Raw genomic sequence first — 15,560 nt, 5'->3', positions numbered from 1 at the left:
GGGAATACCATCCGGTATTCCCTTTTGTTTGGCGCATATTGAATTGAAAATTGTGAGTGTTACAGCACACCTTGCGCCAACATGGCATCGGCCACTTTCACAAAACCGGCGATATTTGCTCCGCGCACATAATCGACATGGTTGCTCTGCGGATCGCGGCCATAACGTACGCATGCTGCGTGAATACTCAGCATGATGTCTTGCAGACGCTGATCCACTTCGCGATCTGACCAGCCTAAACGCAGCGCATTTTGCGACATTTCCAGACCCGAGGTCGCCACGCCGCCTGCGTTGGCCGCTTTACCGGGAGCAAACAGCACGCCGCACTCTTGCAGCGCATAAACCGCCGGCTCAGTGGTCGGCATATTGGCGCCTTCGGCGACGAGGCGCACACCGTTTCGGATCAACGCCGCGGCATCATCGGTATCCAGTTCATTTTGTGTCGCGCATGGCAGCGCAATTTCGGTGGCAATGCCCCACGGGCGCTGTCCGGCTAGATAGGTCAAATCGTGCAAACGGGCATAATCGGCAACGCGTCCGGCTTGCTCGTTTTTAATGCGACACAGGTCGGCCAGTTTCTCCGGCGTAAATCCAGCGGGATCGTACACTGTGCCGGAGGAGTCTGAGGCACTGATAACCTTGGCGCCCAACTCAAGGGCTTTTTGGATGGTAAATTGTGCCACGTTACCAGAGCCAGATACGGTGACGGTGCGACCGGCCAAGCTTTCACCGCGTTCGGCCAGCATCGCTTGCACAAAATAGATGAGCCCGTAACCGGTGGCTTCTGGGCGCATCGCGCTGCCACCAAAACTCATGCCTTTACCGGTAAATACGCAGGCGGCATTGTTGGTCAGCTTTTTCATCATCCCCGTCATGAAGCCGACTTCACGCGCTCCAACGCCGATATCGCCAGCCGGCACGTCAGTATCTGGCCCCAAATGGCGGTATAGCTCGGTCATCAATGCCTGACAAAAGCGCATGATCTCAGCATCACTTTTCCCTTTGGGGTCAAAATCGGAGCCGCCTTTGCCGCCGCCCATCGGTAAGGTGGTCAGGGCATTTTTAAAGGTTTGCTCAAAAGCCAAAAACTTCAAAATGGAAGGATTCACCGAAGGGTGAAAACGCATCCCGCCTTTGTATGGCCCAATGGCTGAGTTGTGTTGAACGCGAAACGCGCGGTTAACCTGCACATTGCCGTGATCGTCGGTCCAGCAAACGCGAAACTGAATTAAGCGCTCAGGCTCCACCAAACGCTCCAGCAAACCTTGGGCGGCGTAGTGAGGGTTTTCCTGAATAAAAGGCCACAGGGTTGCCATCACTTCATGTACCGCTTGCAGATACTCCGGCTGGTGGGGGTTACGCTGGTTAACACCGGCGATAAAATCGTCCAAAGAAGGTATATGGCTCATAACTTATCCTGTCTGAATTAAAATTGTGTGCACTTTGTTGTGTATAGCAAGAGCAAATTATTATATTTGTCTGTCATATCTCTACCTTTGTTTGCCATTTCAGGTCAAATGGCGCGCACTGAGTAGGGGATGAACTCGTGAGGTATAGCGCACAAAACGTACGGCGTTATCACTGTTTTCATTGTGGGCTTTGCTGTTTTAGCTGAATCGGTATTGCTGAATAAATACGCAGTGGTAAACAGACAACATAAAGCGCAGTAAGTCAGTTGCAGGGGCGTTTTATCCCGTGTAATTTTTATTCCGATAAGCGATTGATACGGTATGGATGCGCGATAAAACCGCGTATCAAGGATAAGCGCGTTATGCACGGCTCCCGTTGAAACGCTGGTTTTATGCAGACAGATTGTTGATACTGCGGGTTAAATACACATTTATGCAGGCTAGGGTGACGCCAATGATCAGGTGCGTTCACCGTGGTTTCAGGATGCAAGGCTGTAAGGGATAACCAATGATGATTCCGCAACTTTCCGACGTGCCCGGCGTAGCGCCGTTGACCCACTCTTTTTTATCGGCGCTGAGCGCAGCCGGTTTTAGTGGCGATACGGATGTGACCTATGGCGGGCGTTTGAGTATGGCGACCGACAACAGTGTCTACCAGCAATTGCCACAGGCGGTACTGTTTCCACGCTCGGTGGCGGATATCTTATTATTGACCCGCACGGCGCAGCAGGCGGAATTCAAAGAGCTCACGTTCGCCCCGCGTGGCGGCGGAACTGGCACCAATGGTCAATCATTGACGACCGGTGTGGTGGTGGATACTTCGCGCTACATGAACCGGATTTTGGAGTTAAATCTGGAAGAAAAATGGGTGCGGGTGGAAGCGGGTGTGGTCAAAGATCAGCTCAATGCTTATTTAAAACCGCACGGCTATTTTTTCTCTCCTGATCTTTCCACCAGTAACCGTGCCACGATTGGCGGCATGATCAATACCGATGCCTCCGGGCAAGGATCACTGCTGTACGGCAAAACCTCTGATCATGTGCTCGGTTTACGTGCAGTGATGCTCGATGGTTCGCTACTGGATACCGCACCGATGCCGGTGGAAGTGGCGGAGCAACTGGCGCAGCAAAAAGACCCGATTGGACGGGTTTATCAGACCGTGCTGCAACGTTGCCGTGACCAGCGTGAGCTGATTTTGGCGCGTTTCCCTAAGCTCAATCGCTTTTTAACCGGCTATGACTTGCGCCATGTATTTAGCGATGATTTGCGTCAGTTTGATTTAACTCGCCTCCTTACCGGTTCAGAAGGCTCATTGGCATTTATTGCCGAGGCCAAGCTGAACATTACGCCAATCCCTAAGCAGCGCCGCCTGATTAACATCAAATATGACAGTTTTGACTCGGCGCTGCGTCATGCCCCTTTTATGGTGGCCGCGCAGGCGCTCTCTGTGGAGACCGTGGACTCCAAGGTGCTGAATCTGGCCCGCGAAGACATCGTTTGGCATTCGGTACGCGAACTGATCACCGATGTGCCAGGTTGCGATATGCAAGGGCTGAATATTGTCGAGTATGCCGGTGATGATGCCGAGCTGATCGATGCGCAGGTGAGCGATCTCTGTCAGCGCCTCGATACACTGCTGCCAAGTCGCGAAGGTGGCGTGATCGGTTATCAGGTATGTCATGATTTAGTGGATATCGAGCGCATTTACACCATGCGCAAAAAGGCCGTCGGGCTGCTGGGGAATACCAAAGGTGCGGCCAAGCCGATAGCTTTTGCCGAGGATACCTGCGTTCCGCCGAAGCATCTGGCGGATTATATCGCCGAGTTTCGTGCGCTGCTCGACAGCCAAGGGCTGCATTATGGGATGTTTGGTCACGTTGATGCGGGGGTATTGCATGTGCGCCCTGCGCTGGACCTGTGTGACCCAGAGCAAGAGCGCTTGATGAAAACCATTTCCGACCAAGTGGTGGCGCTAACGGCCAAATATGGCGGCTTGATGTGGGGAGAGCACGGTAAAGGCTTTCGCTCGGAATACAGCCCGCTATTTTTCGGTGAAGCACTGTGGGCTGAGTTGCAACAGATCAAAACCGTGTTTGACCCAGATAACCGCTTAAATCCGGGCAAGATTTGCACGCCATTGAAAGCGGGCGCTGAACTGGTGCAAGTGGCGGGAGAAAAACGCAGTTGGCATGACCGTAAAATTCCGCTCAACGTGCGCGAGTCTTATCGCGGCGCACTGGAGTGTAACGGTAACGGCTTGTGCTTTAATTTTGATACGCACAGCCCGATGTGCCCATCAGTGAAAATAACCCGTGATCGCCGCCATTCACCAAAAGGGCGTGCCGCGTTGGTGCGAGAATGGCTGACCATGTTGGCCGATGACGGTGCTGATGTGCTGGGCATTGAGCAGCAACTGGCCGGTTCGTCATTTAGCTTTCGCGAGCTGATGGATAAAACCCGCTATACCTTGGCGGCGCGCCGTGGCGAGTATGACTTTTCCCATGAGGTGAAAGAGGCAATGGCGGGCTGTTTGGCCTGCAAAGCCTGCTCGACCCAGTGTCCTATCAAGATTGACGTGCCGGCGTTTCGTGCGCGCTTTTTGCAGCTCTACCACACCCGCTATTTGCGGCCAGCCCGAGATTACATGGTGGCGACAGTTGAGCAGTATGCACCGCTGATGGCCAAAGCGCCGAAACTGTTCAATGCCATCATGCAACCGTCGTGGATGCAGACGTTAACCGAGAAAACCATCGGCATGATTGATGTGCCTTCGCTGTCAGTGCCGACGCTGCGCGAAGAGTTGACGGGCCATGCGGCACTGACTTTCTCGTTGGAGCAGCTACAAGCGTTATCGGCAGAAGAGAAAGCTCGCCATGTGCTGGTCGTGCAAGATCCGTTTACTAGCTTCTATGATGCACAAGTGGTCGCGGATTTTGTCCGCTTGGCCGAGCATCTGGGCTTCAAGCCGGTATTGTTGCCGTTTAAACCCAATGGCAAGCCGCAGCATGTGAAAGGCTTTTTACGTGAATTTGCCCGCACGGCGGCCAGCACGTCCGAATTTTTAAATCAGCTCTCTGCGTTAGAGATTCCGCTGGTGGGCGTCGATCCAGCACTGGTGTTGTGCTATCGCGATGAATACCGTGAAGCGCTGGGTGACGCGCGCGGTACATTTGAGGTGCAATTGGTGCAGGAGTGGCTGCGTCCGCGTCTTGGCTCGGTTCCGGCACTGAGTAAATCATCAGATGTCTGGTATTTGCTGGGGCACTGCACGGAAAGCACCGCGTTGCCACAAAGCTCGGCGGATTGGAAAGCGATCTTTGCTCATTTTGGCGCCGAGTTGCAGGCGGTCAGTGTCGGTTGCTGTGGTATGGCCGGCACGTATGGGCACGAAGCGAAAAACCGAGATAATTCCCACGGAATTTATCGCCTGTCTTGGCAAGCGCAGCTGAAAATTCGGCCATTGAATCGCTGTCTGACTACCGGTTATTCGTGCCGTAGCCAAGTTAAGCGCATGGAAAAAGAGCGTATCTTGCATCCGGCGCAGGCGCTGCTTTCTATCCTGCGCAGCCAAGCGTAATCATCACTTACTGACGGATAATAAACAGAATATCACCATGAAAATTTGGAAACGAACTGCAACATTGGCTCAGCTGAATGAAATGGGCAAACACTGTATGGTAGGACATGTCGGCATCGAGTTTACTGCCATTACCCCTGATGCGCTGGAAGCGGTGATGCCGGTTGATCAGCGTACTACCCAGCCATTTGGCCTGTTACACGGCGGCGCGTCAGTAGTATTGGCCGAAACGCTCGGCTCTGTGGCCGGCTATCTGTGTACCGAAGGGCGTGAACAAGTAGTGGGGTTGGAGGTGAATGCCAACCATTTGCGCGCGATCCGAAGCGGTATGGCGCGTGGTGTGTGTAAGGCGTTACACGCCGGTCGTCGGCATCAGGTCTGGCAGATAGAGATTTTTGATGAGCAGCAGCGTTTATGCTGCAGTGCGCGTCTGACGACTGCCGTGATCGCTGAAAACACAAAAGGCGAGCAGTAAAACGTCAAACCTAAAGCAGCAATACGCTGTAGGGAAGAATACCCAGTGAAGATGCATGGTGAGCAATACAGGGCGCAGTGTGGGGCCATACTGCACCCAAAATCGGGTTGAATTACAAAGTTCCGCGCTTGCAGCGTTTGATCTGGCGGCGGCGACAGGTTCTGCGCCGGTTGCTCATATCGGTAAACGCATCTTCATGTTCTTCACGTATATGGCGAAGTTTTTCTGCCCGGATCACTTCCTGCAGCATTAACTCCTGTTCCAGCCAATTATCGACTACTGGTTTCATGGCTGATAGTCCTCAAAAAGAATATCTGTTGGTCGTGCGGGCTGGTATGACGAGATTGCGTCAGCCCGCGGGGAATCTACCATATTTTTGGCTGGCGTAAATGGGTTAACGCGAATTTGTGATCCGGTAAACAGGTTTCTTTCAATGTGTCAGGAAAGGCTCATGCAAGTTAACGATGTGCAGGTAAAGGGAGCAATCAGTGCCCTGTGGTTAGATGGGCAGGGTGGTGCTCTGCCCATTGATAAGCTGGCAAAGGCCAACACAACGCAGGCTAAAGATGCAAAACTGAGTGCAGAGCAAGGACCTGTGTGGCTGCATTTGGATTACAGCCAGCCTGATTCAGCTAACTGGATCCGCGATACCGGCTTGCTGCCGGAAAACGTAAAAGAGGCATTGCTGGGGGAAAGCTCGCGCCCGCGCTTTACCCGATTAGGGGAAGGGGTCTTAATCACCCTCCGTAGCATCAATTACAACAACGATGAGCGCCCCGATCAGATGGTGGCGCTGCGCGCTTACGTCAGTCGTGATCTGATAGTCTCTTCGCGGCGGCGGCGACTGTTTTCCGTGGAAGATCTGGAAACCGAACTGTGGAATGGTAACGGGCCGACCAACAGCAGCGAATGGGTGGTCGAGATTTGCGATTGCATGACCGATTACGCCTCTGAGTTTATCGACGACCTGCATGAAGTGATTATCGAGCTGGAAGATGGCTTGCTGGAGCACAAGATCCCCGATCGCGGACGGCTGGCGTTGATCCGCAAGCAGTTGATTGTGTTGCGTCGGTATCTGTCTCCGCAGCGCGATGTCTATTCACGCATTGCAACAGAGAAAATCAGTTGGTTCGATGATGACGATAAACGGCGTATGCAAGAGGTTTCCGAGCGATTAGGCAGAACCTTGGACGATTTGGATGCTGCGATTTCCCGTACCTCGGTCTTGGCTGATGAAATTGCGAACTTGCTGGCAGATGCCATGAACCGGCGCACTTATGCCATGTCTTTGCTGGCTATGATGTTTTTACCGATTTCGTTTTTGACAGGTCTGTTTGGGGTCAACCTAGAGGGCATTCCGGGCAAAGGCTTTAGCGGTAGTTTTCCACTGTTTTGCTTGGCGCTGGTGGGGCTTGCGGGCGGTATTGGATTTTGGCTGAAAAGAAAACGCTGGTTATAAGCGTTTTGCGAGAAAATGTGTGTCATTACAGATAATTGACTGCAATGACGCAAAAAATTGCGCGAAATCAATACTTGCAACCGCATTCAGTAGCAAACTGCACTGGCAGGTGAATACAGTGTTTAAGCGATGGACACTGTACTCCACGTTGTCTTAACTTCCTTCTATTTTCCTTGCATTACAGCAAACTTATTCTTGCTACGCCGGCATTGAAGACCGGCGTTTTTCTTTTTTGGCTCTTTCTCTTCTCTTTTTTCTGCTTTTTTGTCTGTCTTTCATATCCAAGTATGCATTTTTAGCTTACTCGCATCGTCAGTATTTCGCTTTTATTTCAGTTTTATTCTACTGCGATTTGCTGTGCTCTTTAGGTGATGCAAGTACGATAGACGCAACGTTTGTGATAAATCAGAGTTACTGAGAATGACTAGATAAATGAGAAAATAGATAAAAAAAACGACCACCCTACAATATACATAATACGTATATATTGTAACGGGCAGTCGTATTATCAGCGGTATGAATCCGAAACTAAATGTTTCGTGAACCGCTGAATTAAGCCTTCTTCAGGAAGTTGGCAACCAGAACGATTTGCACGCCGTTTACGCGGCCTTCAATGTGCTCTGGGTTGCTGGTCAGAGAGATATTCTTCACCATGGTGCCACGCTTGGCAGTGAAGTTAGCACCTTTAACGACCAGATCTTTGATCAGGGTGACAGAGTCGCCGTCTTGCAGCACGTTGCCGTTGCTGTCCAGAGTCGGGGCGGTGTCATCGTTGCTGCTGGTTGCAGCCACACCGGCTTCTGCCCATGCCAGAGTTTCTTCGTCCAGATACAGCATATCCAGCAGATCCTGAGCCCAAACTTCGTGAGACAGGTTCTTCAGCTGACGCCATGCCATTACCTGTACTGCAGGCACTTGGCTCCACATGCTGTCGTTCAGACAACGCCAGTGAGCCTGATCGGCAGTTTCAGGGTTTTCGATCTGATTACGGCATGTATCGCACAGAAGTACGGAATGATCTGCATCATCAGACGCTGAGTGAGGGACAGAATAAACAGAAAGATTATTCTCACTTCCACAGAGTTCACAGTGTGAGCCACTGCGTTCTTGTAAGATTTGCTCAATTGACATCGTAATTCGCTCGTAATACGGAATAATACAAGCAAAGTATAGCATAAACGCAGAGAAAAGGGGAGTTAAGCCTGATAGCGGCTAATTATCGAACTAAACCGGATGATTTTATTGTAAAAATCATCCGGTAGATTGTCATGTTTACCACGCAACAAGCTGCAATGTGTGCGGCTGAAATGCGGGTTTCACTATTCTGTTGATGATGACAGTGAGATAGCCCAGAGGCTTAATTTCAGTCAGCAATTTCAGCGGTTGACTCTTCATCATCTGCTGCGAATGCCAGTGGCCAGCCACCCAGACGCTTCCAGCGATTAACCAGCTCACAGAACAGCTCTGCGGTGCGTTCGGTGTCATACAGGGCAGAGTGAGCCTGATTATTATCGAACGGGATCTTGGCGGTTTGGCAAGCCTTCGCGAGCACGGTTTGCCCTAATACCAGACCACTGAGCGCGGCAGTATCAAAGGTGGCAAATGGGTGGAACGGGTTGCGCTTGAGGCCAGCACGCTCTGCGGCGGCCATCAGAAAGCCGTGGTCAAAGGCTGCGTTATGCGCGACAACAATGGCGCGGTTGCACTCATTGGCCTTTTGCTCTTTGCGCACCACTTTGAAAATCTCGTGCAATGCCTCATATTCGCTCACGGCACCGCGCAGTGGATTGTGGGGATCGATACCGGTAAACGCTAGCGCTTCCGGATTGAGGTTGGCGCCTTCAAACGGCTCAACATTGAAGCTCAGTTTCTGATCCGGCATCAACCAACCATCTTCATCCATCTTCAGCGTGACGGCCGCGATTTCCAGCAGCGCATCCGTCTGCGCATTAAATCCTGCGGTTTCCACATCAATAACCACCGGGAAATAGCCTCGGAAACGGGCGCTCAGACAATTCGGGTTAAGAGTTTTAGCCATGATTTCTCTTTGGTGCTGTACAGATCAGCGTGCGTGAAATAAAGAGAGCTTATTATTGCAATTTATGGCGCTTAACTAAAGTATTCCTTCCCGCGGTCGCTAATCACTATGATACGCAGGAGTTGCCACCGAATGATTAAAAAAGTTGTAGTTGCCGGTTTGATGCTAGTTAGCCCCTTTTTACGGGCTGAAAGGCAGTTTTTCGCCGGAATTGATGATTCTACCTGGGTGATGACGCAGGATACGCCGCTGGAATGCCGTTTAGAGCATCCGGTTCCGGGTTATGGCACCGGGGTGTTCAGCTCCCATGCCAGCAAGAAAATCAACCTCGATTTTGAACTGCAAATGTTCCGGCCGATGGCGGAAACCCGTCAGGCAACGCTGCTATCGTTACCTCCTCGCTGGATGCCAGGCACTAATGCCGGCACCATCAATACCTTAAAGCTGTTCAAGCAGTTTGATGGTTATGTGAATGGACAAGATGCATGGCGGATGTTGACCGAGCTAGAGCGTGGCCGTTTACCAACCTTGAGCTATCGTGATTGGTACTACAACAACGAACGGGTGCAAGTGAGTCTGTCTCCGGCGCACTTTAAAGGGCCATATAAGAAATATTTAGCCTGCGTGCAACGTTTGTTGCCGTACAGCTTTGATGATATTGCCTACACTGTGTTGCATTATCAGGCCAATAGCGAAAAACTGACCTTTGATTCGCAGAAAAAGCTCGATCAAATTGCGCAGTATATCCGTCATATCAAGGATGTTGAGCTGGTATTGGTGGCCGCGCACAGTGACGATCGGGAAGTGGCCTCCAATTCAGAAGAGCTGGCGCGTAAGCGAGCCGAAAACATGCAGCACTATTTTGTGAAGCAGGGATTAAAGCCAGAGCAAATTCAGCTGCAGGTACATGGTGATCAGCGCCCAGTGGCGGATAATCGTTCAGCGCTTAATCGTGGCCTGAACCGCCGCTTGATTATTTCGCTGTCGCGTGCATCGGATATGTGACTGTTAGCCAATCGAGAGCTATCGATTACGTCTTGCGATAAAAAAAGCGCTGTCACTGACAGCGCTTTTTGTTTTCACCCACAAGACTGACTTGCCGAGTGAGAGCTAGGCGAGTTTTCAACCTAAACCTTGGCTGGCCTGCTTGTTTTGGATCAGTTCGATCTTATAGCCATCCGGATCTTCAACAAACGCAATGATGGTGCTGCCGCCTTTGACAGGGCCTGCTTCACGCACGACTTTACCGCCAGCTTGCTTGATAGCCTCACAAGTGGCTGCAACATCATCAACGCCCAGTGCGATATGGCCAAACGCCGTACCCATCTCGTATTCGCTAACACCCCAGTTATAAGTCAGCTCAATCACAGCACCTGAACTCTCATCACCAAAGCCGACGAAGGCCAGTGAGTACTTATATTCTTCGTTATCGCTAGTACGCAGCAGTTTCATGCCGAGAACCTTGGTGTAGAACTCAATAGAGCGCTGCATGTCGCCAACACGTAACATGGTATGCAGAATGCGCATGGCTTATATCCTCTTCTGAAATATCATCCTTCAACTCTCATGATCGCAGGAACTGCCGCCAGAATAAACCCCCACATTGGACAATAGTGGCGCGGTGGCGAGAAATTAAATAGCGCGCCAAATGAATTTTTATTCCTTTCTTGTTGTGTGGATTTATCGCGGCCTTTCTGAGTGTGTAGCAGAACACTTTGTGTTGCGGTATGTGTCAGATCTGCGGCTGACAGCTGTTTTCATGCCGATACCTGCGATGAAATCTCATAATTATATGATTTTAAAGTTATGTTTTTGCTGAGAGGAGCCGGTGCTTAATGGAAATATTTTGCATCACTCATGCAATTAACTTTCTGTAAATGTGACCAAAATCACAGACGATAGTGGATTTGACCTGATAGATTTAATGCATGGTTATTCAATAAAAGAGAATGAAAATGCGGATATCAGTTAACGACACTACTATCATGAACCTGAGTCGGACTTTGCTTTCGGATCAGTTTACAACCAAGCAATTGTCTTCAGCATTGAAAGCCCATTGCGGCATTGAAGTGGGTTTGGCGCGGTTGAATGCGATTTTGGCGGCTAAGTACGGTAACCCGATGAAAAGCTCAACTGACAACCGCTTCTGGTCACGGGCAATGAAACCGCAAAGGGGATAAGAATTGATAAGTCAGCGATAAAAGCCCGCCTCACTGTTGGCGGGCTATTGCTGTGTTAAACGCGAGTGCATTATGTCAGTTGTTTTGTTCTGCTAGCCGAGCGTTTGGTTTGTCGTGTTGATTTGGCTTAGCGTTGCACCCAGCTAAGTTCAGAGGCTTAATTCTTTAGACTTACTTAGTTATTTAAAAACCTTCAATATAATTTTCTGCTCTATTTCTGCACTATACTGTAAGCAGTTTAAAAGCGGATAGTGCAATGAATCCCTTCATCATTTTACTTTCAGTCGTCATCAGTGGAGCCGCAATACTGGACTCTCTGGTTTTTACCGCGCCGGATATCTTTATTCCGGAAGAGGGTGTTGTCTGTGATAAACCGAAAGCATTTTGTGCCACGCAGCAGGGAATATCAAAAAATAAGACGTTAAGTCATTTTTATGTGGAGCGTAAAAATGTAAACAGTCAAACCGCATGGGATAGTCTGTTACATGCCAATCAACGTGGTGTCATTGAGTTTTCTGACGGAACGTATTGTTATTTAAAGGAAAAAACATGCCAGCCAGTATCTTTTAGCGCATGGTATATCCAAAATAGCTTATTTAACCGAACCAATAACTTGCCGTAATCATTTTTGCGTGTTTTTTATGCAAAAAGAATGAATCCCGCGAGGATAGCGTGTGTATTGTTGCATAACGGTGCTATAGTCATTCATAGAAAGGCAGTGGATGAGCCTGTAATCTATGGAATGAAATATGAGAAGTAAAATATCAATAATAATATTCTCTGGCGTATCTACGTTCATTCTTGTCTTTATTCTTTCTCTTCTTTTTATCCAATCTTATTCGGCTAATGAAACCAATGCAGCATTAACGCAGACTCGTATCAGTATTGATCAGCGCCTTGACCGAGTCGTTGGTGAAATTGATAAACTATTTTCACTTCCTCAGTTGACCTGTTCTGCGATAAAAGAAGATCTCGTTAAACTGGCAGCATTCGATGATATGGTTCGCTCTTATCTTATTGTGAACGGGGATGAGATTTACTGTTCATCGGCATTAGGCAGTCGCACTTTTTTGCTTAAAAACTATTTCCCAGATACGCGCGTAGATAAGCCTTATGGCCTGCATATGAGTTTGGGAACCGCCGCCTTGCCTAATAAGCCCATCGTTTATTTGTGGGTAAAAGATCACAGCGGGCGCGTTTCTGGTGGGTTGGCGACAATCCCGCTGCCAGTTAACAGTGCACAACTTTTGGTGTCGGCCTCAGCCAAATTAACTGCGATTGCTATCGTGATTGATGACAAAGCCTTGGTGACAGGACAGCATGAGTTTCAAAGCCCGACTTCATTGCCTAAACCACTCGCCAGTATTGAGTCAGAAAAATATGGTTATCGATTGTATTTTTTTGGCAAATTGCTAACGGTAACTTCATGGTATGAGATGATCTTTTTCTCATTAACGATCAGCATGTTAGTCATGATGCTGATCTATATCTACCATGGAAAAGCACAAGATATGCGCTCGGAAATTCTGCGAGGAATCCGTGAGGAGCAGTTTTTCGTGGTGTACCAACCGGTGTTTAATTTACATACCCAAGTTATGGCCGGTTTTGAAGTGTTGCTACGCTGGAAGCATCCGGTGAAAGGGCTCATTCCGCCGGATCAGTTCATCGCGTATGCCGAGCATAATGGGGTAATTATTGAGCTCACGAAGCATATGTTCGAGCTGGTGGCTAAAGATGCCAAATTGATGAGGCAACATTTCTCACCGGGGATGAAGCTGGCGGTTAATATCTCGGCGGTGCACCTGCAATCAGAGCATATTATTGCCGATTTAAACGCGTTTCGTGCTTGCTTGCCAGCGCAGCATTTTGTCTGTGTGCTGGAAATTACCGAACGGGTGTTAATTAAAGATGATGCCGAGGCTGAACGGTTGTTTAAAGAGCTGCATGACCTCGGTTTTGAACTGGCGATTGATGATTTTGGCACTGGCCATAGTGCTCTGATTTATCTGCAAAAGCATAAGATGGATTTTTTAAAGATCGATAAAGGTTTTATTCAATCCATCGGGCAGGAAACAGTACATACCCCAGTGCTGAATTCGATTTTGCAGATGGCAACCGATCTTTCGATGAAGGTGGTTGCCGAAGGGGTAGAGACAGAAAAACAACTGACCTATCTACGTCGGAGCGGTGTTTTGTACGCGCAAGGTTATTATTTCAGTCGGCCGCTGACGTGTGAACAATTGCTGCATGATGTGAGCCATACCGACTAGCACGGGCTGCCAGCATGGCTCTGTAGTTAATTGCGAGAGTTAAGTGTGTGTGAAGCGCCTGTGGCCAGCAGCGCAGATGACGTTTTTCACATATTCACATAGTGGAACTCACGTGGTTGAACTTATGTGCGGCGTTGAGGTGGTGTGCTGCGCGGCGGACAGAGATAACAGGCTAAACGCCATGTCAGATAAGCCGCCAACAGGCTGACCGGAATCGCACCCAGAATATCGAACGGGAAATGGACGCCCAAAAATACCCGCGCCCAACTGATCGCCACGCCGAGTAACAGGATTAGCCAAGCGCTTTGTGTTTTCCCGCTAAGTTTTCTCTCTTTGACGGTTCTTTCACTAAACAGCAGATAAAAGCCGAGGCTGAACATTAACGTGGCATGTCCGCTTGGGAATGAGGCATTGGCATTGTGGAGCAGGTAGGTTTTCCCGATAGGCACCATAAACGGGCGTGGATGCGGATAAATCTTGCCAATAATAAAGCAGGCTAAATAGGCTAGTAGGGCACAGATAAACAGTGCAATGATATGCTGCTGGGTCTCTTTATCGCCGCGGATAAATTGAAATATAAACGTGGCTAAAACAATATAAATAAGCCAACGAGCAATAAAATGAGCTGTGCTGATTAACCACAAGGGCGTATCGGCTGTGGCGTTAATCAATAAGAAAAGATGCTGATTCAGCGCTTCCATCATCATGTCCAAAAGCAAGGTTTCACATGACTATAAACACTGTCAGAGAGGTGAGCCATAGTGGGGACGAAGAACGAATTTCCTGTATCAGATTGATTTAATTTTTGCTGTCACACTCGGCCGTTGCACAGGGGAAGGTAGCTTCATTGGGGGGAACATTCATTAGGTGAAGAACGCTGTGCATGATCAAGAAAGCTCAGCATGATCAACAAAGTGACCATGCTGAGCTCAGTTTTCGTGGATTAAGCGCTTTCGCGGATTCAGCCAATGCGGGTTAGCGAATCTGCGCGGAGAGGGATTTACTCTTCGTCAGTAAAATACCAATAGCCGCAATTCACCAGCTCTGTGAGCGTCGACATCAGTGCTGGGTTACCCAGATTGTCACCCAGATCGTCGGCAGTGAATGATTCCTGATCGCACAGCAGATGACGAACTTCAGCGCAGCCTTCTGGCAGATGCAGCTCTTCACCATTGATAAAGCAGCGCTCACCGATATAAAACGCACGCAAACCACCAAGGCGATACAACGGCAGCGCATCTTGCTGCAGCATGTCGTAAATTTCTTCGGTGGTGAATTCTGGATCGGCCGGAGCCAGATCTAACTCATGGCTCGATTGGCTGATGAAACTGCCGAACCAGTCAGTAAAGATGGCGGGATCTTTCAAGGTCGCCAACATCATGGTTTGCAGCTTGTTCAATTCAGCTTCAGTGATCGCGCCAGGAGTGCGAGTCAGCGCTAGTTCAGGATCGTCATAGCGTTGATTGCCAAGATCATTGGCCAGCAGGTAGTCCGCAAAGCTGCTGATCAGGTCGCGCTGATTCGGCGCACGGTAACCCACAGAGAAACTCATTGAGGTTTCCAGTGAGTAACCATCGTGCGGGAAGCCAGGCGGAATATACAGGATATCGCCGGTATTGAGCTCTTCATCGATAATCGGCTCAAATTGCTCAACATGCAGCAGACTTGGGTGCGGGCAGTGCTCTTTAAGCGGCAACTTGTCCCCAACGCGCCAGCGGCGACGACCTGAACCTTGAATGATGAATACACCATACTGATCGATATGCGGGCCAACGCCACCTTGCGGTGTTGAAAACGAAACCATCAGATCGTCAAAACGCCAGTTAGGCAGAACGCGAAATGGCGTGACCAGCTGCGCAGCCACTGGATGCCAATGGTTAACTGACTGTACCAGCAGTGACCAGTGGGTTTCACCCAAGTGGTCGTAGGCTTCAAAAGGGCCATGTTCAGCTTGCCAAGTTTGATTTTTAAAGCTCACCAAACGGCTGTCGGCATCGGGCTCCATCGCTAAACCGGCCAATTCATCCGCGGTCAGCGGATCGACAAAGCCAGGGAATGCTTGGCGTAGGATCACCGGTTTTTTCTGCCAGAATTCAGCCATGAATGCTGGCCAATCAAGATTAAGTTGATACTGCATGCGGTTGTGTTCCTG

The 15,560-nt window shown here is 49.6% G+C and carries 14 protein-coding genes; 7 read left to right on the top strand and 7 right to left on the bottom strand.

The features are described 5' to 3' along the window. Window positions 1–59: 59 nt before the first annotated feature. Window positions 60–1,409, bottom strand: a complete 1,350-nt coding sequence (gdhA, locus tag L975_RS02155; protein WP_047706925.1) for an NADP-specific glutamate dehydrogenase — start codon at window positions 1,407–1,409, stop codon at window positions 60–62. 511 nt (window positions 1,410–1,920) lie between these two features. Between gdhA and L975_RS02150 the strand changes: the two genes are divergently transcribed. Both L975_RS02150 and L975_RS02145 read left to right on the top strand, forming a co-directional pair. Further along, the gene (locus L975_RS02150; protein WP_047706962.1) at window positions 1,921–4,986 is read left to right on the top strand and encodes an FAD-binding and (Fe-S)-binding domain-containing protein; all 3,066 of its coding nucleotides are present in this window, start codon (window positions 1,921–1,923) and stop codon (window positions 4,984–4,986) included. A gap of 37 nt (window positions 4,987–5,023) precedes the next feature. After that, complete coding sequence (locus L975_RS02145) at window positions 5,024–5,461, top strand: hotdog fold thioesterase (RefSeq protein WP_047706923.1); 438 nt, start codon at window positions 5,024–5,026, stop codon at window positions 5,459–5,461. Between the two features lie 112 nt (window positions 5,462–5,573). Here L975_RS02145 and L975_RS18005 read toward each other — a convergent pair whose 3' ends face one another. After that, window positions 5,574–5,750 (bottom strand): hypothetical protein, encoded by a 177-nt coding sequence (locus L975_RS18005; protein WP_156121062.1) that lies wholly within the window; start codon window positions 5,748–5,750, stop codon window positions 5,574–5,576. A gap of 162 nt (window positions 5,751–5,912) precedes the next feature. Between L975_RS18005 and zntB the strand changes: the two genes are divergently transcribed. After that, window positions 5,913–6,920 carry a zinc transporter ZntB gene (zntB, locus tag L975_RS02135; protein ID WP_081995574.1) on the top strand — a complete coding sequence of 336 codons (1,008 nt, stop codon included), beginning with the start codon at window positions 5,913–5,915 and terminating at the stop codon, window positions 6,918–6,920. Window positions 6,921–7,472: 552 nt separating this feature from the next. Here zntB and L975_RS02130 read toward each other — a convergent pair. Next, window positions 7,473–8,051, bottom strand: a complete 579-nt coding sequence (locus tag L975_RS02130) for an alkylphosphonate utilization protein (protein WP_010863783.1) — start codon at window positions 8,049–8,051, stop codon at window positions 7,473–7,475. A gap of 232 nt (window positions 8,052–8,283) precedes the next feature. Then, a complete protein-coding gene (rnt, locus tag L975_RS02125) occupies window positions 8,284–8,958 on the bottom strand; it encodes a ribonuclease T (protein ID WP_010863782.1) in 675 nt (224 codons plus the stop codon). 132 nt (window positions 8,959–9,090) lie between these two features. Between rnt and L975_RS02120 the strand changes: the two genes are divergently transcribed. Continuing rightward, window positions 9,091–9,963: an OmpA family protein gene (locus tag L975_RS02120; RefSeq protein ID WP_047706917.1), complete on the top strand. Its 873-nt coding sequence runs from the start codon at window positions 9,091–9,093 to the stop codon at window positions 9,961–9,963. Window positions 9,964–10,080: 117 nt separating this feature from the next. Here L975_RS02120 and gloA read toward each other — a convergent pair whose 3' ends face one another. After that, a complete protein-coding gene (gene gloA, locus L975_RS02115; RefSeq protein WP_010863780.1) occupies window positions 10,081–10,485 on the bottom strand; it encodes a lactoylglutathione lyase in 405 nt (134 codons plus the stop codon). Between the two features lie 428 nt (window positions 10,486–10,913). Here gloA and L975_RS02110 point away from each other — a divergent pair, with 428 nt between their 5' ends. From L975_RS02110 to L975_RS02100, 3 genes are all read left to right on the top strand, one after another. Beyond that, window positions 10,914–11,138 carry a hypothetical protein gene (locus tag L975_RS02110; RefSeq protein WP_010863779.1) on the top strand — a complete coding sequence of 75 codons (225 nt, stop codon included), beginning with the start codon at window positions 10,914–10,916 and terminating at the stop codon, window positions 11,136–11,138. Between the two features lie 256 nt (window positions 11,139–11,394). After that, window positions 11,395–11,760: a YcgJ family protein gene (locus L975_RS02105; protein ID WP_047706915.1), complete on the top strand. Its 366-nt coding sequence runs from the start codon at window positions 11,395–11,397 to the stop codon at window positions 11,758–11,760. Window positions 11,761–11,887: 127 nt separating this feature from the next. Continuing rightward, window positions 11,888–13,408, top strand: a complete 1,521-nt coding sequence (locus L975_RS02100; protein ID WP_072033002.1) for a cyclic di-GMP phosphodiesterase — start codon at window positions 11,888–11,890, stop codon at window positions 13,406–13,408. A 122-nt stretch (window positions 13,409–13,530) separates the two neighbouring features. Here the strand turns inward: L975_RS02100 and L975_RS02095 are convergent, their stop codons facing one another. Together L975_RS02095 and L975_RS02090 are read right to left on the bottom strand one after the other, a co-directional pair. Beyond that, window positions 13,531–14,127: a phosphatase PAP2 family protein gene (locus tag L975_RS02095; RefSeq protein ID WP_156121059.1), complete on the bottom strand. Its 597-nt coding sequence runs from the start codon at window positions 14,125–14,127 to the stop codon at window positions 13,531–13,533. A gap of 281 nt (window positions 14,128–14,408) precedes the next feature. After that, on the bottom strand, window positions 14,409–15,545 hold the full coding sequence (locus L975_RS02090) for a cupin domain-containing protein (RefSeq protein ID WP_047706914.1): 1,137 nt from the start codon (window positions 15,543–15,545) through the stop codon (window positions 14,409–14,411). Window positions 15,546–15,560: the final 15 nt, after the last annotated feature.

It is taken from the genome of Plesiomonas sp. ZOR0011 (assembly GCF_000800945.1).
GTDB classification, from domain to species: Bacteria; Pseudomonadota; Gammaproteobacteria; order Enterobacterales; family CAMTGL01; genus Plesiomonas; species Plesiomonas shigelloides.
The sequence above is the reverse complement of the archived record's forward strand: the minus strand, read 5'-3'. Positions and strand labels throughout refer to the sequence as shown.